At 60.6% G+C, this 20,395-nt stretch carries 19 protein-coding genes and 1 tRNA gene; 6 read left to right on the plus strand and 14 right to left on the minus strand.

The window, feature by feature from the left end; translation table 11 throughout:
- Positions 1–3 precede the first annotated feature (3 nt).
- The 7 genes from EIH26_RS00070 to EIH26_RS00100 all read right to left on the minus strand — a co-directional run bounded on the left by EIH26_RS00070 (position 4) and on the right by EIH26_RS00100 (position 6,489).
- Entirely contained in the window at positions 4–783 is a 780-nt protein-coding gene (locus EIH26_RS00070; RefSeq protein ID WP_164470925.1) for an isoprenyl transferase, read from the minus strand.
- 3 nt (positions 784–786) lie between these two features.
- Positions 787–1,344: a ribosome recycling factor gene (frr, locus tag EIH26_RS00075; RefSeq protein ID WP_124060198.1), complete on the minus strand. Its 558-nt coding sequence runs from the start codon at positions 1,342–1,344 to the stop codon at positions 787–789.
- A gap of 138 nt (positions 1,345–1,482) precedes the next feature.
- Entirely contained in the window at positions 1,483–2,205 is a 723-nt protein-coding gene (gene pyrH, locus EIH26_RS00080) for a UMP kinase (RefSeq protein WP_124060199.1), read from the minus strand.
- Positions 2,206–2,334: 129 nt separating this feature from the next.
- Positions 2,335–3,786 carry a S1C family serine protease gene (locus EIH26_RS00085; RefSeq protein WP_124060200.1) on the minus strand — a complete coding sequence of 484 codons (1,452 nt, stop codon included), beginning with the start codon at positions 3,784–3,786 and terminating at the stop codon, positions 2,335–2,337.
- 242 nt (positions 3,787–4,028) lie between these two features.
- Positions 4,029–4,802, minus strand: a complete 774-nt coding sequence (locus tag EIH26_RS00090) for an amino acid ABC transporter ATP-binding protein (RefSeq protein WP_304999822.1) — start codon at positions 4,800–4,802, stop codon at positions 4,029–4,031.
- A gap of 29 nt (positions 4,803–4,831) precedes the next feature.
- The gene (locus EIH26_RS00095; RefSeq protein ID WP_124060201.1) at positions 4,832–5,485 is read right to left on the minus strand and encodes an amino acid ABC transporter permease; all 654 of its coding nucleotides are present in this window, start codon (positions 5,483–5,485) and stop codon (positions 4,832–4,834) included.
- Positions 5,486–5,646: 161 nt separating this feature from the next.
- Positions 5,647–6,489, minus strand: coding sequence for a transporter substrate-binding domain-containing protein (locus EIH26_RS00100; RefSeq protein ID WP_124060202.1), 843 nt, complete (start codon positions 6,487–6,489; stop codon positions 5,647–5,649).
- A 227-nt stretch (positions 6,490–6,716) separates the two neighbouring features.
- Between EIH26_RS00100 and EIH26_RS00105 the strand changes: the two genes are divergently transcribed.
- Entirely contained in the window at positions 6,717–9,695 is a 2,979-nt protein-coding gene (locus tag EIH26_RS00105) for an insulinase family protein (protein WP_124060203.1), read from the plus strand.
- Positions 9,696–9,768: 73 nt separating this feature from the next.
- Here EIH26_RS00105 and EIH26_RS00110 read toward each other — a convergent pair whose 3' ends face one another.
- Positions 9,769–10,776: an ABC transporter substrate-binding protein gene (locus EIH26_RS00110; protein ID WP_164470926.1), complete on the minus strand. Its 1,008-nt coding sequence runs from the start codon at positions 10,774–10,776 to the stop codon at positions 9,769–9,771.
- A gap of 463 nt (positions 10,777–11,239) precedes the next feature.
- Between EIH26_RS00110 and EIH26_RS00115 the strand changes: the two genes are divergently transcribed.
- Together EIH26_RS00115 and EIH26_RS00120 are read left to right on the plus strand one after the other, a co-directional pair.
- Entirely contained in the window at positions 11,240–11,971 is a 732-nt protein-coding gene (locus tag EIH26_RS00115; protein WP_124060205.1) for a ComF family protein, read from the plus strand.
- A 44-nt stretch (positions 11,972–12,015) separates the two neighbouring features.
- Positions 12,016–13,971, plus strand: a complete 1,956-nt coding sequence (locus EIH26_RS00120; protein WP_124060206.1) for a hypothetical protein — start codon at positions 12,016–12,018, stop codon at positions 13,969–13,971.
- Between the two features lie 14 nt (positions 13,972–13,985).
- Here the strand turns inward: EIH26_RS00120 and murI are convergent, their stop codons facing one another.
- Positions 13,986–14,765 carry a glutamate racemase gene (gene murI / locus EIH26_RS00125; RefSeq protein WP_124060207.1) on the minus strand — a complete coding sequence of 260 codons (780 nt, stop codon included), beginning with the start codon at positions 14,763–14,765 and terminating at the stop codon, positions 13,986–13,988.
- 265 nt (positions 14,766–15,030) lie between these two features.
- On the opposite strand from murI, the gene pyrE reads away from it, so the two are divergent.
- From pyrE to EIH26_RS08330, 3 genes are all read left to right on the plus strand, one after another.
- Positions 15,031–15,717: an orotate phosphoribosyltransferase gene (gene pyrE, locus EIH26_RS00130; RefSeq protein ID WP_124060208.1), complete on the plus strand. Its 687-nt coding sequence runs from the start codon at positions 15,031–15,033 to the stop codon at positions 15,715–15,717.
- Between the two features lie 127 nt (positions 15,718–15,844).
- Positions 15,845–16,036, plus strand: a complete 192-nt coding sequence (locus EIH26_RS08635) for an Abi family protein (protein ID WP_124060209.1) — start codon at positions 15,845–15,847, stop codon at positions 16,034–16,036.
- A gap of 5 nt (positions 16,037–16,041) precedes the next feature.
- A complete protein-coding gene (locus tag EIH26_RS08330) occupies positions 16,042–16,191 on the plus strand; it encodes a hypothetical protein (protein WP_164470927.1) in 150 nt (49 codons plus the stop codon).
- A 136-nt stretch (positions 16,192–16,327) separates the two neighbouring features.
- On the opposite strand, the gene EIH26_RS00140 is transcribed toward EIH26_RS08330, so the two are convergent.
- The 5 genes from EIH26_RS00140 to EIH26_RS00160 form a co-directional block, all read right to left on the minus strand.
- Positions 16,328–16,402: transfer RNA gene (locus EIH26_RS00140), tRNA-Thr, on the minus strand.
- Positions 16,403–16,511: 109 nt separating this feature from the next.
- A complete protein-coding gene (locus EIH26_RS00145; protein WP_370453753.1) occupies positions 16,512–17,396 on the minus strand; it encodes a radical SAM protein in 885 nt (294 codons plus the stop codon).
- A 78-nt stretch (positions 17,397–17,474) separates the two neighbouring features.
- Positions 17,475–18,458, minus strand: coding sequence for an NAD(P)-binding domain-containing protein (locus tag EIH26_RS00150; RefSeq protein WP_124060211.1), 984 nt, complete (start codon positions 18,456–18,458; stop codon positions 17,475–17,477).
- Positions 18,459–18,505: 47 nt separating this feature from the next.
- Positions 18,506–19,435, minus strand: coding sequence for a DegV family protein (locus tag EIH26_RS00155; protein ID WP_124060212.1), 930 nt, complete (start codon positions 19,433–19,435; stop codon positions 18,506–18,508).
- Positions 19,436–19,484: 49 nt separating this feature from the next.
- Positions 19,485–20,387 carry a DegV family protein gene (locus EIH26_RS00160; protein WP_124060213.1) on the minus strand — a complete coding sequence of 301 codons (903 nt, stop codon included), beginning with the start codon at positions 20,385–20,387 and terminating at the stop codon, positions 19,485–19,487.
- Between the last annotated feature and the right edge of the window lie 8 nt (positions 20,388–20,395).

Genomic DNA, 20,395 nt, shown 5'->3' on the forward strand with positions numbered 1-20,395 from the left:
CGGCTACACCGCCCCGAACCGGCGATCGCGCCGCTGGAACTCCAGCAGGGCTCGCAGAAGTTCGTATCGGTCGAAATCGGGCCACAGGGCATCGACGCCCACGAACTCGGCGTAGGCCCCCTGCCATAGGAGAAAGTTCGACACGCGCATCTCGCCGCTGGTGCGCAGGATAACGTCGGGGTCAGGAATGCGAGCGGTGTACAGAAAGCGCTCGAATTCCGCCTCGGTCACTTCGGGAGGCTCCGCTCCCGAACGAACCGCGGCAACGGAGCGCTCGACCAAGGCGCGCGCCGCATCGACGATCTCGGTGCGACCGCCGTAGTTCACCGCGATGACCAGCGTCATTCCGGTGTTGTCCTTCGTCTTTTCCCACGCTTCCCGAAACGCCGCGCGCGTCTTGTCGGGAAGCCCCTCGACATGCCCGATGGTCGCGACGCGCACACCCTCCTCGTGCAGGCCGTCGACTTCGGCCAGCATGGTGGTGGCGAACAGGTTCATAAGGCCGCTCACCTCTTCGAACGGACGCTTCCAGTTCTCGGACGAAAACGAGTAGATGGTGAGAAAATCGACTCCCACGTCGTTAGCGCAGCGAATGGTCTCGCGCACCGCCTCGATACCGGCCTTATGGCCGTTCAAACGGTTGAGCGCACGCTTTTTCGCCCAGCGTCCGTTGCCATCCATGATGACGGCGACGTGACGCGGCACCGCTTCGACGACAAGCGATTCCGGATTCAGACCCTCGGGAGGGTTCGGAAATATGTAATCGAGCGGTTTACGCAGCATAGATTAGATCTCCATCACTTCCGCTTCCTTCTTTTTGAAGACGGCGTCCACCTCGGCGATGTACTTGTCGGTGAGCTTCTGCACCTCGGCCTCGCCCCGACGCTGGTCATCCTCGGGCAGACCGTCGTTCTTCACGGCCTTCTCGATGGCGGTATTGGCATCGCGGCGGGCATTGCGCACGGACACGCGCGCTTCCTCGGCGTAGGTTTTGCACTGCTTCACCAGATCGCGGCGGCGCTCCTCGGTAAGCGCGGGAAACGGAAGGCGGATGACCGAGCCATCGTTGGACGGCGTCACGCCCAGATCGCTCTCGAGGATGGCGTGCTCGATGGCACGCAGGACCGACTTGTCCCACGGCTCGATGACCAGCATGTGGGCGTCGGGGGACTTCACACCGGCCATCTGGTTGATAGGCGTGGGAACGCCGTAGTAGTCGACGCGGATCTTGTCCAGGACCATCGCGTTGGCGCGCCCCGTGCGCACACCGGAAAACGCGGTGTTCAGCGATTCGAGAGAGCCCATCATGCGCTGCTCTGCCTGTTCGATAACGCCTTCGATCATACCGAAGCTCCTTTGCGGTCGAAATGCCCGAACACCTGCGTTCGAGCCGTTCAGATGCGTCGTTTCGGCGCACCTACGGTTATACCCTACATCGGATCGCTTAGCCATCGCCTCTTCGACGATCGGCAATGCGGACCTTTACGCCGATTCGACGACGGTTCCCACCGGCTCGCCCCTCAGGGCACGCGCGATGTTGCCCTTCTCGGTAAGATCGAACACGATCATGGGCATGTCGTTGTCCATGCACAGCGACGTAGCCGTGGCGTCCATCACATTGAGCCCCTTGGCCAGCACGTCCATATAGGTGATGCGATCGAAGCGCTTCGCATCGGGGTTCTTCACCGGGTCGCTGTCGTACACCCCGTCCACCTTCGTAGCCTTCATCAGGCAATCGACATCAAGCTCGCAAGCGCGCAGGGCTGCGGTGGTGTCGGTGGTGAAGTAGGGGTTGCCGGTTCCGGCCGCCAGAATGACGACGCGGCCTTTTTCGAGGTGGCGCAAGGCGCGGCGTCGGATATAAGGCTCGGAAACCTCCTGCATGTTGATGGCGCTCTGAACGCGGCTGAAGATACCGTGGCGCTCGAAGGCATCCTGAAGCGCAAGGGCGTTCATGACCGTCGCCAGCATGCCGATATAGTCGGCTTGCGAACGGTCCATTCCCTCGGCCGAGCCCGCCATGCCGCGAAAGATGTTTCCACCGCCGATGACCACGGCGAGCTGAACCCCGTCGTTGACGATCTCCCCGATCTGATCGGCCAGATCGTCAACGACCTTCGGATCGATACCGTAGCCGACATCTCCTGCGAGGGCTTCACCGGAAAGCTTCAGCAAAACGCGCTTGTACTTGTAATCTCCAGCCATTCAGATTCCTTCCGACAGGCCTTTCCACATCCCGCCCATATTACCCGATTTGAACATCAGAAGGGGGCCGATCGGTTCGGCCCCCTTGAAAAACCCTCTCCGTTTCGAGATGCGCTCCGATCGGAAAGACTATCGTCGCGACGGCGAGGCAGCGCTCGTTTGGGCGTCGGATCCCAAGGTCACCGTAAGGTCCATGGTCTGACCGTCGCGATCGACCGTGAGCTTGACCGTATCGCCGGGATTGTGGCCGCGCACGCTCAGCATGAGATCGCTCGCATCGTTGATCGACTTGCCGTCGAATTCGACAACGATATCGCCCTCTTTCAAACCGGCGCTATCGGCTCCCGTGCCCGGCGAAACCGACGCGATGTAGGCGCCATGGTTCACCGTAAGGCTGTAGCGCTTCGCGATGCTGGCGTTAACCGTGTTCAGCGTCGCGCCCAGACGGGCATGCGTAGGCGTTTCCCCTGCGATGATCTGCTGGGCTATGTTGACGGCGTAGTTGATGGGAATGGCGAACCCAACGCCCGAGTAGTTGCCCGAATTGGAGGTGATGAGGGTGTTCACGCCGATGACCTTGCCGTTGGCATCGACCAGCGCACCGCCGGAATTACCCGGGTTGATGGCCGCATCGGTCTGGATCATGTTGGGATAGATAGTGCTGCCGGAAGCTTGGCCCCTCCAACTGCCGCCTCCCTCGGATTGGGAGTTATCGATGATCTGCGAACGGCTGGTGGCCGACACCACGCCCGTAGCCACGGACTGCTCGAGACCGAAGGGGCTGCCGATGGTCATAACCCACTGCCCCACCGTAAGCTTCGACGAATCGCCCAGATCAGCAGCTTTCAGACCCGATGCGCCCTGCAGCTTGATAACCGCCAGATCCGAACTCGGATCGGAGCCGACTATATCGGCGCTGTACTCGGTTCCCTCGATGTTCACCTTCAACGCATCGGATCCTTGGATCACGTGGTAGTTCGTAAGGATGTATCCATCCTGGGAAAGGATGATCCCGCTGCCCAGCGACGACTGGGCAAGTTCGGCCGAATCGCCGCTGCTCCCGAAACCGAACAGGCTGCCTCCGTAAGGCGTCTGCTGGCTGTACGCGTAAATGCACACCACCGAAGGGAGCGTCTTTTCGGCGACGGCCTCGGACAGCGTCTGGTCGGGATCGGTCGCCTCGATGGTGCTGGGGTTGGACGAGCCCAGCGTGATGTTCGCTTTCCCCACACCGTAGCCGGTAATGCCCTGAACGGCGGAGAAGCCGCCCAAAACCAGAACCGCGGCCAGGGCGGTTCCACCGAACGCCTTGGCGAAGACGTGATCTTTTTTCGGGGACGAATCGCTCGGCGCGCAACCGCCGGCGTATCCCACGCTCCCGGATGCCGAACCGTGCGCGACAGGAGGAATGGGAGCCTGGTTGACCGGAGCGTAGCCGCCGGTCGCACCCGCTGAACCTTCCGTAAGATCTCGGGGAGGAACGGGTGCGTCACGCCTGATAGGCGCAGCGGATCCATCCACAGGCCGCGAAGGCGTTGGGAACTGTTGGGACTGGTTGGGCAGATGGGATTGATCGCTCATGATCCGCTCCTTTTTCGCATGGAGGCCGAAGCCGCCGCGGCGCCAACCGCCCCGAGCATGCAGACGATCGGCTGGCGGCCGTTGCGACCGCTTGTTCAACAGCCCGAACATACCATGAGAAGCACGGCCGTCCGCCTTGCGCACGCTTTCGCCACGTTTGCGCCATCGAACCTTTGCCGTTTCTGCTCTCAATCGACACGATTCTTAAGCCGACCTTAAAAACCGCCCGCGCAAACGCAGGGCTACTCGCCCATGCCTTGGAGAAAGGCGCGCGTGCGCTCTTCGCGCGGCTCGTCGATGACGCGCTGGGCGGGGCCTTCTTCGACGATCACGCCGCCGTCCATGAACACCACGCGATCGGCCACATCGCGCGCAAACGACATCTCGTGTGTGACGATGACCATCGTCATATGCTCGTCGGCCAGACTGCGAATGACCTTCAGCACCCCCTGGGTGAGTTCGGGGTCGAGTGCGCTGGTGGGCTCATCGAAGAACAGCACGTCGGGATTAAGGCACAGGGCCCGAGCGATGGCGACGCGCTGCTGCTGGCCGCCCGACAGCTCGCTGGGAACCGCGTCTTCCCGATCCTCGAGGCCCATCTTCACCAGCAACTCGCGCGCCTGGGCCATAACCTCGTCTTTGGGGCGCCTCTGCACCGAGATCGGCGCGTCGGTTATATTGCGGATAACCGTGTAATGCGGGAACAGGTTGAAGCTCTGAAACACCAAACCGAAGCGCTGGCGCGCCTTTCCCAGCACATCCTTGCCGCCGTACACCGATCGACCGGCCCCGTTGTCGCGCGCAACCTCGATATCGCCGTACGACAGCGATCCGGCGTCCAGCGTTTCAAGCAGCGTGCAGCAGCGCAGAAGCGTGGACTTGCCGCCGCCCGACGGACCGATGATCGCCAGCACTTCTCCTTGCGCGACCTCAAGCGATATATCTTTGAGCACCGGCGTGTCGCCAAAGCTCTTCTTGGCGTTCTCCAACCGAACCAGCACAGGGAATTCAGCCACGGTACCTCCTCACACCGACGCGCAACGCGCTAGTCCCGGTAATAATCCATTTTCTTTTCCATGCGGTTCAGCACGACCTCGACCAGCAGGCTGAAAAGCCAGTAGATCCCCGCGGCGACCGCATAGGGAACCATGCTGACCTGCGATGCCGCGATCGCCTTCGCCTGGCTGAACATCTCGCCGATGCTCAGCACGAACGCAAGCGACGTGTCTTTCACCAACGTGATGACCTCGTTGCCCATAGCGGGAAGAATGCGTTTGACGACCTGGGGCAAAACGATCTTCATGAAGGTTTGGAACTTGGTGTAGCCCAAAACCTCGGCCGCTTCGTACTGACCGCGCGGGATGGATTGGATGCCCGAACGGTAGATCTCGGCGAAATAGGCGGCGTAGTTCAAGATAAAGCCGATCGCGCACGCGAACATGCGCCACTCGGCCGACAGGGTGAGACCGAAGATGAAATAGGGGCAGAACGTGATGGCCATGAGCTGCAGCATGAGCGGCGTGCCGCGCATGAACGAGATGTAGATCCGAGTGATGAGGGCAAGCGGCTTGAACCGGCTCATACGGCACAGCGCCACCACGACACCGAGGGGAAGCGATCCGACCAGCGTTATCACGAAGATCTGGAGCGTGAGGGCGAAGCCCGCTCCTAACAAGCTCATCATGGTTGGGAAGTCCACAAAAGTCCCCTCTCGAGCATCTTATCGGAAGCACCGCCGCAAGGGGACGATGCACCTCGAACCCTCACAGCGACGCGCACCTTCCGTCGCTGTGACCGGAAGGTGCGCGATTGACGATCCTCTTCAGTATACCGAGGCTTTTTTGCTTTAGGACGCTAAAGTTATTTGAGAAGCCAATTATCGTAGGAAATGCCATAGGTTGCATACTTCTCGCACAGCGCCTTGACGGTTCCGTCGGCCTCCATCTCCTTCAACGTGGCCGAAACGGCCTGGGCGAGCTCGGTGTTGCCCTTGGCGAAGCCCACCGCATAGCGCTCAGAGGACAACGGGGTCTCGATCTGGACGTACTTGCCGGGATTCTTGGACATCTGGTACTGGGCGATAGACAGATCGCAGGCCACCGCATCGACCACGCCGGACTCCAGCTGGAGGAACGCTCCGTTGTAGTCGCCGATGGTGGACAGCGAACCGAAGGTCGCCGCCAGATCGGCCTGACCGCCCTCGGCCGTGGGAGTCTCCAGCACGTCAAGCGCCGCAGAGTCGACCTGGGTCATCACCGATGCGCCGGCAAGCTGCTCGAGCGTGGTCCTGTTCGAAGCGCTCTTCACCACAACAACCTGTTCGTTGAGCATGTAGGGATCGCTGAACGTATAGGACTTCTCGCGACCCTCCATGGTGAACCCGTTCCAGACGCAGTTGATGGAGCCGGACTGCAGCAGGGCGTCTTTCGCATCCCAGTCGATAGCCGACGCCTCGAACTCCCAGCCGTTGCGCTTGGCAACCTCTTTAGCCAGATCGAGATCGAACCCGGTGTAGGATCCGTCATCGCCCACAAACCCGTAGGGCGGATACGACGAGTCGAACCCGACCGTCAGCTTGCTGATGCCGCCCGAGCCCGCCGCCTTGTCCGACGAATTCGTACCCGAACCGGCGCAGCCTGACAAAACCAAAGCGAGCGCCACCGTAGCCGCGGCGACGATGACTGCGAACCTTGCCTTCTTCATTGGATCCTCCCTTTAGGATGCGGGCGCTAGCGCCCTCCGCTTTCTCTGGCGATACTTTATCACAGTAGAGTGTCATAGCAACTGTGAATTCACATTTTCTCGACATATGCTCTCCTCGAATGTCCGCCGCGTAACGCCCGTTTCGTCGGGAAGCACAATCCACCTGGCCGATCGGGCGCTGTGGTACCATTTCCGGCAAGATTTCCCTTGCAAGCGAAAGGTCGCCTATGCTGCTCACCATCGGTTCTCAGATTCACGGATTCACTGTTGAAGACGCGCAAAACCTGGACGAGATAAACGGGGCGGCCTTCGTGATGAGCCACGAAGAATCGGGGGCGCGGCTGCTGTTCCTCCAAAACGAAGACAACAACAAATCGTTCTCCATCGGGTTTCGCACGCCGCCCAAAGACGACACGGGCGTCTTCCACATCCTCGAGCACTCCGTGCTGTGCGGATCGCGCAAGTTTCCGGTGAAAGAGCCGTTCGTCGATCTGCTGAAAACGTCGATGCAGACGTTTTTGAACGCCATGACCTTCCCCGACAAGACCCTCTACCCGGTTGCATCCACCAACGAGCGCGACCTGATGAACCTCATGGACGTCTACCTCGACGCCGTGTTCCATCCCGCCATCTACTCCAACCGGTGCATATTCGAGCAGGAAGGTTGGCACTACGAACTGCGCGGAAACGACAATGCCGCCGAGCAGTCGCCGCTCGATGCCAACAACTCCCAGCTCGTCTACAACGGAGTCGTATTCAACGAGATGAAGGGCGCGCTGTCGAATCCCTCTTCGGTTCTGTTCGACGAACTGCAGCGGACCCTGTTCCCCGACACCGCCTACGCATTCGAGTCGGGGGGAACGCCGCGTGCCATCCCCAAGCTGACCTACGAAGAATACCTCGACGAGCATCGGCGCCACTACCGCCCGGACAACAGCTACACCGTCCTGTACGGAAACCTCGATATCGACCGCGTCCTGGCTTTTCTCGATAACGCGTACTTCTCGCCGGTGAACAGGGAAATCGCCGAAGAAGACCGCCGTCGCGCGCAACAGGGCCACCCCGCGCTGCGCCCCCGCGAGCTGCATAGGCAGACGCCCGTCGCACGCGAGGACGTCGTCTGCACGATGGACACCGCACCCGAAAACGCCTGCGTCGGCGCGGCGTTCGTCATCGGGGACTTCTCCGATCCCGCGCGCATCCTCGCAACGGACATCCTGCTCGATGCCCTGATGGGGTCCAACGAAGCGCCGGTCAAGCGAGCCCTGCTCGATGCGGGCGTCGCCGCCGAGATCGTGGCGTACACTGCCGACTCCCTGCTGCAGCCCTTCGCAGTCGTCGAGGCCCGGGGCATCGACGAGGCAACGTCTGCGCGCCTGCTGCCCGAGCTGAGATCGGCCGTGGAGCGCCTTGTCGAGCAGGGATTCGATCGCGCGATCATCGAAGCGTCGCTCTCCCGTTCGGAGTTCGTCATGCGCGAGCACAACTTCGGCATGGCAGACGGCGTGGCCCATGCCATGACGGCTCTGTGCGGGTGGCTCTACGACGATGCGATGCCGACGTCGTACCTGCGCTACGGGGAGATGTTCTCGCAGCTGAAAAACGATCTGGAATCCGGCTATTTCGAAGATCTGGCGCGCTGCCTGTTTTTGGAAAACGACCACCGCGCCAAAGTCGAGGTAGTTCCCGAGGCTTTGAAAACCGATGCCGAGCAAACAGAGCTCGCCCTCAAAAACTCCCGGATGGAAGCAAACGAGCGCATGCGCATCGTCGAAGGCGAACGGGCTTTGCGCGCCTTCCAAACCAAGGAGGACTCCCCCGAGGCCACAGCGACGCTCCCGCGCCTCACGCTGGACGACATCGGCGGCGCGCCGTCCGAGCCCACCCTCGATCTAGACTGGAAAACGCCGATCACCACGCTGCGTCACCGCATCGAAACCAACCGGATAGCCTATGCCTACCGCTACTTCGATGCGGACGCCCTGTCGTTCGAGGATCTTCCCTACCTCAGCATCCTCGCGATGGTGCTGGGAAAACTCCCCACCGAAAGCCACAGCGCCGCCGAAATAGACACGCTGGTTCAGGGAAAGCTGGGCAACCTGTCGTTCTATCCGCGCGTCATCGAGTCGCCCGCGGCGCAGGGCGAAGCCGACCTGAAGTTAGTTGCAAGCGCAAGCGCCCTGGAAGAGAACGCATGGTGGCTGGCCGATCTGCCGCGCGAGGTGATGCTCGAGACCAATTTCGACGACGTCCCCAAGATCAAAGACATCCTCACGCAGCGCAAGATCGATATGGAGCAGGACTTTGCGAACTCCGGCCACCTCTACGCCAGCGAACGCGTGCGATCGTACTATTCAAGAGCGGGGGTTTTGAGCGAGCAGCTGGGCAACGTCGACTTCTATCTGTTCTTGAAGGATCTGCTGGAGCACTTCGATCGGCGGACGGAAGATCTACCGAAGCGGCTGCGAGACGTGGCTGAAAAGATCCTGAACGACAACCTGTGCACCGTCAGCTTCACCGGCTCCGACGAGGCCTACGATGCCTTCTGGAAAGCGCGACCCGCACTGGGGCGCACTGCCGAGAGAACGACCCGCCTCGACATCCCCGAACCCGTTGTGCGCAACGAGGCCTTCATCGTCGTCTCCGACGTAAGCTACACGGCTCTCGGGTGGGACAACCGCTTGCTGGACGGAGCCTACACCGGCGTATGGAGCGTCGCTTCTCGAGCTTTGACGTTCGATTACCTGTGGAACGAGGTGCGCGTGAAGGGCGGCGCCTACGGCGTTGGCTTCAAAGCCTCCCGCTACGGAAACATGCGCTTTTACTCGTACCGCGACCCGCACCTCGACGAAACCGTCGAGCGATTCCGCGATTCCAGCCGATGGCTGGCCGAATTCGACCCCTCCCCCGAGGCTATGGAGGGATTCAAGGTCAGCACCGTGGCCGAGATGGACGCGCCGATCAAACCGCGCCAGCTTATCTTGCGCCAAGACATCGAGTTTTTCGGCCGCTGCAAACCCGAAGACCGCGCGCGCATCCGCGCCCAGGCCCTCGACGCAGAGCCAAACGACGTGCGCAATCTGGCTCCCTCCATCGAGAAGATGACGCAGCAGCGAGCCATCTGCACGTTCGGAAACCGAGAGATCATCGAGGCTTCAAAGAACGGTCTTGCCGTCATCGACTTGCTTGGTTCTCCCGCTCGATAGAAAGCAAGGCGGGCCGCCTCGAAAGGAGCGGCCCGCCCGCATGCGAATCGCAGCGATCGAGAGGCAGAACGGATCAGCCCGCCTGAACCTGGCCCTGCGCTTGGCTCTGAACGTTTTGATTCGGGGTGGACGCCTGGTTCTGCGTCGTTGCGCTCGGCGAGTCCGAAGCGGCCGAAGGCGTTGCCGCGCCCGAAGACGCTTCGTTCTTCTTGTCGGCCGAAGCGCTTGCCCGATCCGTAACGGACGTGGTGCCCGATCCCGAGATCACGGTCAAAGACGCGATGTCTACCTGCCGACCCAGCCACTTGCGCTCGATCACGTCGATGGCGCCCCCCGACGCCAACTTGCCCAGGGCAGCCGAGACGGCCTTCTGAAGCTCCAGGTTGCTGGTGGATACGCCCGCACAGTAGCCGCCCGGTTGCTGAAGGAGCGCCACCACGTGCGCATCGACGCTCGAGGTCTTGGCGAGGTAGACCCCCGTCAGAGCATCGGACGCAACGTAATCGACCGCACCAGCCTCCAGATCCCTGAACGCCGCCGCCAAGCTCTCTTCGACGGTGATCGCATTGCTTCCGAACAGGTTCTCGACGCTCCAGGCGCTTTTAGACGACACCTGTGCACCGATCTTCGCCGAATCGGTCACGCGGGGAGCAGTCGCCCCCTCCTTGGCCGAGAACAGGGCAACTCCGGTCTGAAGGTACGCGTCAGACCTCCAGTAATCGGTATCGGCAGATGAGAAATCCGCTCCGAGCACCATATCGACGTCCCCCGAGCGAAGGGCACTTGCCGGATCGACTCCCGCATCGACGATCTCGACCTTCACCCCCATCTCGTCGGCGATCGCGGCGGCAACGTCCACATCGAGGCCCACGATCTTCGAGGACGACGACGCCTTGCCCGCCAAAGGTGCAGCCGACGCGTTTACCCCCACGCGCAAAACGCCCGGTTTCTTCAGAGCCGAATCGGCTACCGTCTGGGTCTTTTTGACGGGTTCGTAGTGACTGGAAGCACATCCCGCAAGACAAAACGCCGCACATACGGCCGCCGCGACGGCGATAACCGCGACCTTCGATCGCTTCATATACCAAAACCTCCGTTCGGCTCCGAGGAGCTGAGGATACAACGCGCCTCTTCCAGCTGACCTAGTTTTCGACCCCACACCCGCGCATCGGGGCTGAGCTCTCACCATCACCCTCTCGTCCGCCGCGGCACCATGCTGCGAGAATATGAACGGACGATGCGACTTACCTCTAGAACGCGCCGTGCTCGCGACCCGCCGAAGCGAAGCCGTTTACGTGGATCCTTTCGACCGCGTCTGCCATGGACTTGAAGCGCCGTTCGCGCGCTTCGCAACTACAGACCCGAAAGAAGCCCCCTGATTCTAGCAGAAACTGAAACGAGGCTCGAAGATCGGGCTCCCGGAGAGAAACAATGGGTCGCGGTTCGCATTCGAGCGCGTTCGGGGGCATTACCGTTTGGATGGGGTGAAACTCCGTCGGATATCCGTTGGGTTTTGGTCGGAGCCGCAGCGTACGCTTGCGCACATGAACGATTTTTGGAGCGCGACCCGGAAAACAGCCCGCTTCATAAAGGATGCGGCTCTCGAGACCGTATGGCCCACGCGCTGCTGCCTATGCGATGCGCCCGGATTCACGCTGTGCCCCTCATGCGAACGCGACCTTCCCTATCTCGACCGTTGGACCGCCTGCCCAACCTGCGGCGCCGCCTTCGGTCTCATCCAATGCACCGAATGCTCCCCCGTCCGCCTCGAACGTCTGAACAGGAGCCGCATCCCCTTCGATGAATGCTCAAGCGCGGTTCGGTTCACCGCAGAAACGGGCCGCCTCGTCAGAACATTCAAAGACCAGGGAGAACAGCGCCTCGCACTTGATATGGCGCGGCTCATGCATGCCTGCATCCATCCCGAATGGGATCTGGATGCCGTCGCATTCATCCCCGCCTCGTCGTCGGCTCTGATCAGACGAGGGTTCGATCACGGAGAGCTTCTTGCACGCGCATTCTGCGCGGAAACCGGGCTTGCGCTGGTGCACGCTCTGGACAGGCCCGACTCCAAAGACCAGCGAGCACTCTCGCGCGCGGAGCGTATCCGGAACCTGACAGGACGATTCGACGCGCGGCCCGATGCATGCCGAAGACGAAGCATCCTTTTGATCGACGATGTGCTGACCACCGGATCAACCCTGTTCGACGCAACCGATGCGTTGAGGGAAGCGGGGGCCCGATCCGTGTTCTGCCTGACGTTCGCGCGGGTTTGACAAGTCTTCCACGCGGCGCTCCACCCGTTGGTATAATGGCCGCTATGCTGGATTTTCCTAAAATAGTCACAAGCATTCTGATAGTCTGCGCACTTGCGGCCCCCGCCACCCTGACGGGATGCGCCTCCCGCATATCCCCCGGTGCCGGAGGCGAAAGCGCCATCGCGTCCGAAACCTTCGTCGAAGCTCCGCCCGAGGCTCGGCCTGCAGAATCAACCGAAGCACCGGAGGCGACCGAAAACCCCTATCCGGGAACAGGACAGGTGTATCTGGTGGTTGCGCCCAACCTATCCTGGGAAGACATCAGCAACGAGTCCACGCCCGTTCTCCAACACCTCGTGGGAAACGGAGCGGTCGCCAACGTGATCACCGAGCGCAAGATCGACGTAATCAGACTCGTCGACAACCCTCGCATGCATTACATGCGTCTGAACGACGCCAGCGCGAGCGTTACCGAGAGCTACGTCGCGGGCATTTACGGCAACCTCAAGGAAAACGACTCCCTCATCGTCACGTCGTCGCCGTCGCTGGCCAAAATCGACACCTATCGCCTCGACGGCTACGGGCTGCTCATCATGATGGATGGAAGCGACAACGGCCTGATCAGCTCGCTTACCGTACGTCGAAGCGGGCTGATCACGTCGGGAAACCTGGGAGATGCCATCGACCAGCTGCTGCTGGAAAAGCAGCGCAACCCCGCCAATCTCTCCATAGCGCCGTTCACGAGCAGCTATGGCGCCCTCCAGCGCGCCGACATGCTGTCGCGCAACGACTCCATCGCCGTATCCGTCAAAGAGTCCAAAGACGGGTTCATCTCGATGTTCATTGCGCTTCTGGGGGTCACCCTCGTGCTAAGCATGGGCCTCATCTCGCTCGACATCCACATACGTCCCCGCTTCCTAGCCTACCTGCTGCCGATCACCCGTATCCTGTGGATCGGCATGCTATCCATACCCCTTGCCACTTTCATCATGCACCTGCAGCTCCCCTCGTTCACAACCGCGGAGATCACGTTCGACTTCTTCCTATTCGTAGCCATGGAGATCTCATTTGTCTGCATCATCGTCGCGCTTGTGTTCCGCTGGACGTACTCGCTTCTGCTCATACTGGCGCTCACCACGCTCACGCTTCTCGTCGATCAGCTCCTGGGAGGCCCTATGACGGTGTGCGGCTACCTCAGCTACTCCCCCATCGAAACCACGCGCTATTACGGCATCGGAAACGAAGGGGCATCGCTTGCATTCAGCTCGTGGATCATGTTCTCGGGCCTGGTCCTGAACCGCTTCGCGAACACGGGGGCGGCGCGCCACTTCAGACGCTGGATATTTCCCGTCGGGTGCGCCGCAGTGGTCACTATTCTCGCCGCTCCTTGGTGGGGTTGCAATTTCGGAACGCTGATCTGGGGGACCGTCGGATCCATCGTCGCCTGGTGGCTTTTCAACGGCATGCGCGTCACCTGGAAGCATATGGCGGTCTTCGTGCTCGTCGCCCTCGCGCTCACCATCGGCGTGCTGTTCCTGGACTCCGCCTTCAACGATGAATCCCACCTGGGGGTGACCGCCGACGCGCTCACCGGCGGCTGGCATCTCGTAGCGTTCCGCATCATCGCGGACATGCTGCGGCTTTCTTGGAACACCATCCTGTTCTCGCCCATCCTCGCCGCCATCTTCGTCGCGATCGTCGCCTTCATGATCTACCTCCGCTGGAGAAAGCCGGGGCAGTACCGCACGTTCTGGGATGAGAACTGCCCGTTCACCGCAGCCTATACCGCCTTGGTGGCCACGGCGCTGATCATGCTGCTGATCGAAGATTCGGGAATCCTTATGCCGGCGCTCGTTCTGCTCTACGAAACCGCCGGTCTGCTGTGGCTCGTATGCGACCGCCATAGCTGGCACATCCGCAGCTTCACCCGTCGCAAAATGAACCTCGACTTCGAGCAGATGGACCATCGCGCGCACAGCGCCGATATCGATAAGAACCAGATGAGCCTGGGGTTCTAATTACCGCAGCGCCCTCACGCCCTGAGGCTCCGGTCGAAAAACCACCGGTACAGCTCGATTTCCTCGGAATAGTTCTTGCTGGAGCGGAACTCGACGATCCCCTCGCCCGGATAATCCGACAAAAGGTCCGCCTCTTCCAAAACAAGCGCCAAATGGCGCGCGGTGCCCTCCCCTCCGTCGAACAGCATGACGTCGTCGCCGAGAACCTTTTGGATCTGACGGGCGATGAACGGGTAGTGCGTGCAGCCGAGAACAACGCTGGTAACGCGCCCCCGGTAGGATCCGATGAGCGATTCAAGCAGCTCGGCGAGATCGGAAGCGCCCAGGTTTCCCTGCTCGATGCGGGCAGCCAACCCGTCGCAGGCGACGGTATGAACCTTGTCGCCGCCCCATTCCTCGCTGAGCCTATGAAACTTTTCGAGACCCAGCGTAACCTGCGTGGCCATCACCAGTATCCGATCGCCTTCGGGCGAGATGGCCGCGGGCTTCAGCGCCGGTTCGACGCCGACGATAGGTACGTCCGGATACTTCGCGCGCAGAACCTCCGCCGCGGCCGAGGTTGCCGTGTTGCAGGCGATGACCACGGCCTTCACGCCGCTGGCTATCAGGCGGTCTACGATCTGCTCGCTGCGCTCGCGCACCCATTCGACCGACTTCTCACCGTAAGGAGCATGGGCGGAGTCTCCGAAGAACAAAAAATTCTCGTGCGGAAGCTCGGCTACCGCCTCCTTCAGGACGCTGATGCCGCCCACTCCGGAATCGAACACGCCGATATAACCATCAAACTCGTCCATGCAACCCCTGTAATCGACCGATAACCCGGCAGGGCCGCCCGAGAAACGACGGCGCCAAGCCTAGGCGACATTCTACCATCAGACGATAGAAGCGCCCCGGCCCAGTCGGTTTACCCCACCCGGTTCGCCGACCCTTCGATCCCGAAGTTTGAAGCTCGGGCGGATCTTTCCGGGAAACCGTTGCGCTATGATTGTCCGCAAGCATCCCGATCAGCCTGACGGCAACCCCCAACGCCGCCTGGCAAGCAAAACGAAAGGATCGAACGTGGAATCTTACAAACAGGAATTCATAGAGTTCATGGTCGAAAGCGACGTCTTGAAATTCGGAGACTTCACGTTGAAGAGCGGTCGCAAATCTCCTTTCTTCATGAACGCAGGAGCGTACGTAACGGGGGATCAGCTGCATCGACTGGGTCTGTACTACGCACGCGCCATCCACGATAACTTCGGGCTCGACTTCGATGTGGTGTTCGGACCCGCGTACAAGGGCATCCCCCTTTCCGTGATCACCGCCATGGCCGTATCCGAGCTGTACGGGAAGCAGGTACGCTACTGCTCGAATCGCAAGGAAGCCAAAGACCACGGCGATACAGGCATACTTTTGGGTTCCAAGCTATACGACGGCGACCGCGTAGTGATGGTCGAAGACGTAACCACCTCGGGGAAATCAATCGAAGAGACGTTCCCCCTGCTGAAAGCCCAAGCCGATGTCGAAGTTAAGGGACTTATGGTGTCGCTAAACCGCATGGAGGTAGGCAAGGGCGGATGCAAGTGCGCGCTCGACGAAGTGAGCGATCTGTACGGATTCCCCACCGCGTCCATCGTGAGCATGGCAGACGTAACCGAGCATCTGCATAATCGGGAATGCCAAGGGCGCGTGGTGATCGACGATGACATGAAGGCGAAGATCGACGCCTACTACAAGCAATATGGCGCATCAACGACGGATTAGAGGAACGGGAGAATAATAGGATTCGCCCATTAGCGTCTTTATCGGTGCGAATATTCACTAAATGGAATAGTTTATTGGCAGTGATACGGCCCCGTGGACTCTAAGTGAGGCGGGGACTAGGAAGGTCATGTCTTCAGCAAGCGACGACGTCTTCGTCAAAGCAACCCGATTTTCGAAAATATACTCGATGTTCCTGTTCGACAGGGAAATGCGCTCGATCGTCTTTCGGTACATAACCAAAGCGGGGGTCATCATGAAAACGTCGGCGGTGTACGCATTCACTGTGCGAAAGCGGGGCGATCGCAGGATATCGGAATAAAGGAAATGCTCGATTCGCTCGCCCGCATACTGCCATTTGAGGATCTGGCCGCGTTCGTTTCGGAAATGAACGCAATTCTAGATTCGTATACAAACGAGCTTTCAGGCGGCGAGATGGGAGAAGCCTCGACGATCGAATGGGAGAAAGGGGAATAGCGCCCGATGATCACCCACGTCGGTCCTTCTCGACCTGAGGCATGTCCAAGATCCATGGGTCACATCAGGGTCGCATCACATCAGCAGGTTTTAAAAACAAACCAGGCCAAAACAAATGTTTGGCCTGGTGTGATGTTGGAGCCAGCGACAGGAATCGAACCCGCAACCCACTGATTACAAATCAGTTGCTCTACCGTTGAGCCACGCTGGCATATGAAGCGCACGGCTATTCTACGGTAAGTATCCGGGTTTTCCTGGCAAGATCCCCGTTTTTCCAGAGATCACCCATCTGAAACGCCGAGGCCTTCCGGCGCGAAGCCTCAAAGCTCGTCAGATGGCTTCAGCACACCCGTGTAATCCCACGCGGGAACGAAGCTCTCCTGCGCCGCTTCCCCATCCTGCCAGAAATAACCATCCAGTCCCCGGGCGTCGGCATAATCGAGAAGCTCCTCGTACTCGGCATCCGTCACGCGCCGTGCGAGTTCGGGGCAGTCGCTCAAAACAGCTTGAGCCTGCTTGTCTCCAGATCGAGCCGCCGAAACGAGCACCGGCGTGTACTGGTTCATAAGCGACAGCAAAACACGGTCCCCGTAGCGCTTTGCGACGATATCGACCACGCGTTTGGAATCTTCCAAATTACCCGGTAGAAGCAGGTGACGGATGCACACACCGCGAACCAATCGCGTCTGACCTCTGTATTCGTCGTAGCAGGGCTCCCCCGACAACTCCAGCATGCGATCGATCGCCGCAGCGGCCGCATCCGGATAGTCCGCCGCCCGGGAATAGCGCTGCGCAACATCGCGGTGTGCGTATTTCAGGTCGGCCAACCACACGTCAACCGTGCCATCAAGGCGGGAAACCGATTCGACCGTCTCGTAGCTCGACGTATTCCAGACGATCGGAAGCCTCATACCCGCCGATCGGGCTAAAGAGACCGCACGTTTCACCTGGGGAATGAAAGAGGTCGCCGTCACGCAGTTGATGTTGAGCGCGCCCTGGCCCTCCAGTTCCGACATAATGGCGGCCAGGCGCTCGACGGAAACCTCGAGCCCCGACCGCGCATACGCGATATCGGCGTTCTGACAGTAAACGCACCGAAGAGGGCAGCCCGAGAAGAACACGGTGCCGCTTCCCGACGACCCGGAAATGGGCGGCTCTTCCCAAAAATGAAGAGCCGCCCGCGACACGACGACGCGATCGGTCACTCCGCACGCCCCGACCGAACCGCGTCGATGCGCACCACAATCGCGCGGGCAGAGATGACAGGCGTCAGGCATGGAAACCTAGCGCTTCGCGTGATGTTTGCCGCAGCACTGGTGGTTGGAATCTCGAGAATCGTGACCGCATTCGCACTCGTCGAGGCCATCGTCCTCGAAGTCGCCCTCATCATCCGAGCGATCGACGTCGTAGTATGCGCGGGCGCGCGCCCAGTCGAGACCGACGCGCCTCCCGTCGTCTTCGTCGCGATACAGAAGCGATACGGCAGCGGGGCTTTTATCGGCACCGCCCAGAACGGCCAGCAACTGAACCAGGTTCATCACGGTCTCGGCTTGGGGAACGATAAGATCGACGTCCTCGGCCGCCCTCATGGCCGCCGCGATTTCGGCAAGAAACATCTCGACGGTATAGGTTGCATCGAAGCGATCCTGCGCTATGCGTTCCAGCACGCTGGCCGACTGCGGGCCGACGGCGCCCACCGAACCCTGCAGGTTCTCGATCGCCGAAACCGAACGCTGGGTTGCCGCGTATAGCGCCTCGGCCTCGATGACCGCCACGATCTGAGAAGCGGTTTGCAACGTAAGGGCGCAGCGGGCGAGCTGGGCAGAACCCGCGGCCCCGGTACGGCTTGCCGTCCCCACAACGCACGACATCAAAGAAAGGGCCTCCTCGACATCGGCTTCCTCGCCGCCGACGAAACAGGCCAAGCGCGACATGTCGGAAAACGCATCGGCCGCACCCAAGTCGACCACGGCAAGCGGAGCCTCGATCGGACGCAGCCCCGAAACCATCGCAAGCGATGCCAGCTCCTGGGCAAACGAAGGCGTCGAAGGAGACAGATCGATCAATAGCGCCCCGGAAGGTGCGGCCTGAGCGATACCGCCCTCGCCGAAATACGCATCTTCCAGCGCCTGGAGCGACGTGAAGTACGTGAACACGACGTCGGCGGATACAGGTTCGTCAACCTCAACCCAGGCAAGGCCCTCCATACCGCGCCGCACCAGTGCGCCAACCGACTGGTGACCTTGAAATGCGAATCTATTGGACATGGGATCCCCTTCCCGAAAACGTATGCGAAACTCCTCGAGCAAACGGCTTAATCGCGATGAACGCGCGAAGCGATGCGTTCGGAGATGGACAGCATCTCGCGGCTATCGACACCCCAAAACGCCAGCGCCAGCATTCCCGGCCCCACATGAGATCCGATAACAGGACCGATAGACGTCTCGAGAAACACGATGGTCTCGTCAAGCTTGCGCAGCTCGTCTTTGAGCCTCTCGACGTCTTTGGGACAGTCTGAATGGCCGATGATCACGCGCCGTCGCTCGTCGCTTACGTGCTCGATGCGCTTCTTGTAGAACTCGGCCAGCTGCTTGATGCCCTTCTTGCGTCCGCGCGCGACACCCACCAGCGACAGCTTACCGTCCAAAGCGATGTCGAGCATCGGCTTCACATCCAGCTTCGCACCGGCCAGCGCCACCGATGCCGGGATGCGTCCTCCGCGGCGCAGCGCCTCCAGATCGTCGACCATGAACATCTCGTTGATGAAGAACTTGGCCTCGTTTGCCCACTCGACCATCTGACTGGCCGTAAGCCCGCGCGACCGCTCGCGCAGGGCCTCGTATACCAGCAGTCCCTCGGCTATGGAGGCCAGACAGGTTTCGACCACGTACAGCTCGAAACCCGGATGTTCCTCCACGATCTGGTCGCGCACCATGAGCGCGGTGTCGTAACTGCCCGAAAGGCCCCGCGTGAAGCTGAGGTACACCGTGGGCACGCCCGAACGCGCCGCCTGTTCGAACGCCTCGCGGAACTTCACCAAGGGCACCTGCGCAGTCGAAGGCTGCTCTCCGTTGCGCATCCCCTCGTAGAACTCGTGGGAGGTGACGGATTTGAACAGGTCGTCGGAACGCCCGCCTTCGCTGGTGAGGTACGGGAACTCCAGAAGCGTGACGCCTTCGCCCTCGACTATGTCGAACGGCAGATCGCAGCACGAATCGATGATCAGATTACACTGAGGCTTCATGCGCCCCTCCTAGCAGAGCAAGGGGGCCGAAGCCCCCTTTTGGAAAGTATCAGGCAGAACACACAACGGCCGATAACGGCTTGTTTATCTTGTCGGCTATTCTACTGGCGCATTCGTACGCAATGCCGATCGCAGGGCCAACATGCACGCCAACAACAGGAGACACCGGTTTGACCGCCACCGCATGCCCCAGCAACGGCTCGATCTTCTCGCGGGCCCATGCAACCGCATCCTTCTTGTCGCCGATGTAGTGAACCACGACGTTTTTGATGCCGTACTGCTCGACGTCCTTCTTGAACAGATCGTACATGGACCTCATGGCCTTGCCGTGCGTACGCACCTTGGCGAAGGGATTCACCTTGCCGTCTGTGACCGTGATGATCGGAATGATCTTCACCAAACCGCCGATAAGGGCGGAAGCGGCACCGATGCGACCGCCCGCCCGCAGAAACGCAAGCGACTCGGGAACGAAGAAGAAACGCGAAGACGCAATGCCCTCGTAGCATTCCGACGCGCAGGTATCCAGATCGGCCCCGGCATCGCGGGCGGCAACGGCCCGCAGAAGCGGCCAAACTTCGTCGTAAGATACCGAACAGGCATCGATGATGCGGAAGTTGAATCCGGCGTTGCGGGCGGCCACCGAACGGGCGGCGCGGATGGCGCCCTCGTAGGTTCCCGACAAACCGGAGCTTATGAACACGCCCAGAAGCTCGTCGCCGTCCTGGGCGATTTTCTCGAACACCTCCTCCAGCTCGTGCTGGGAAGGCTGGCTTGACGTGGGGGCGTTATCCGCCATATCGGCTATCTTTCCGTAGAAATCATCGACGTCGAGATCGGATTCAACGTATTCGATCCCGTTCCAGTTCACGAAAAGCGAGACGATCTCGATATCCCGCTCGCGCGCCTCGGCGGCGGACAGGCCCGCAACCGAATCGGTGACGATCTTTACCATACGCCCCT

Source organism: Gordonibacter sp. Marseille-P4307, assembly GCF_900604965.1.
Lineage (GTDB): Bacteria > Actinomycetota > Coriobacteriia > Coriobacteriales > Eggerthellaceae > Berryella.

Coding starts and splice junctions, on each gene's coding strand:
- EIH26_RS00150 (WP_124060211.1), bottom strand. CDS start 18,458: ATGTCCAATAGATTCGCATTTCAAGGTCACCAGTCGGTTGGCGCACTG.
- EIH26_RS00110 (WP_164470926.1), bottom strand. CDS start 10,776: ATGAAGCGATCGAAGGTCGCGGTTATCGCCGTCGCGGCGGCCGTATGT.
- murI (WP_124060207.1), bottom strand. CDS start 14,765: ATGGACGAGTTTGATGGTTATATCGGCGTGTTCGATTCCGGAGTGGGC.
- frr (WP_124060198.1), bottom strand. CDS start 1,344: ATGATCGAAGGCGTTATCGAACAGGCAGAGCAGCGCATGATGGGCTCT.
- EIH26_RS00100 (WP_124060202.1), bottom strand. CDS start 6,489: ATGAAGAAGGCAAGGTTCGCAGTCATCGTCGCCGCGGCTACGGTGGCG.
- EIH26_RS00155 (WP_124060212.1), bottom strand. CDS start 19,435: ATGAAGCCTCAGTGTAATCTGATCATCGATTCGTGCTGCGATCTGCCG.
- EIH26_RS08330 (WP_164470927.1), top strand. CDS start 16,042: ATGCTCGATTCGCTCGCCCGCATACTGCCATTTGAGGATCTGGCCGCG.
- pyrH (WP_124060199.1), bottom strand. CDS start 2,205: ATGGCTGGAGATTACAAGTACAAGCGCGTTTTGCTGAAGCTTTCCGGT.
- EIH26_RS08635 (WP_124060209.1), top strand. CDS start 15,845: ATGTCTTCAGCAAGCGACGACGTCTTCGTCAAAGCAACCCGATTTTCG.
- EIH26_RS00160 (WP_124060213.1), bottom strand. CDS start 20,387: ATGGTAAAGATCGTCACCGATTCGGTTGCGGGCCTGTCCGCCGCCGAG.
- EIH26_RS00115 (WP_124060205.1), top strand. CDS start 11,240: ATGAACGATTTTTGGAGCGCGACCCGGAAAACAGCCCGCTTCATAAAG.
- EIH26_RS00120 (WP_124060206.1), top strand. CDS start 12,016: ATGCTGGATTTTCCTAAAATAGTCACAAGCATTCTGATAGTCTGCGCA.
- EIH26_RS00105 (WP_124060203.1), top strand. CDS start 6,717: ATGCTGCTCACCATCGGTTCTCAGATTCACGGATTCACTGTTGAAGAC.
- EIH26_RS00070 (WP_164470925.1), bottom strand. CDS start 783: ATGCTGCGTAAACCGCTCGATTACATATTTCCGAACCCTCCCGAGGGT.
- EIH26_RS00085 (WP_124060200.1), bottom strand. CDS start 3,786: ATGAGCGATCAATCCCATCTGCCCAACCAGTCCCAACAGTTCCCAACG.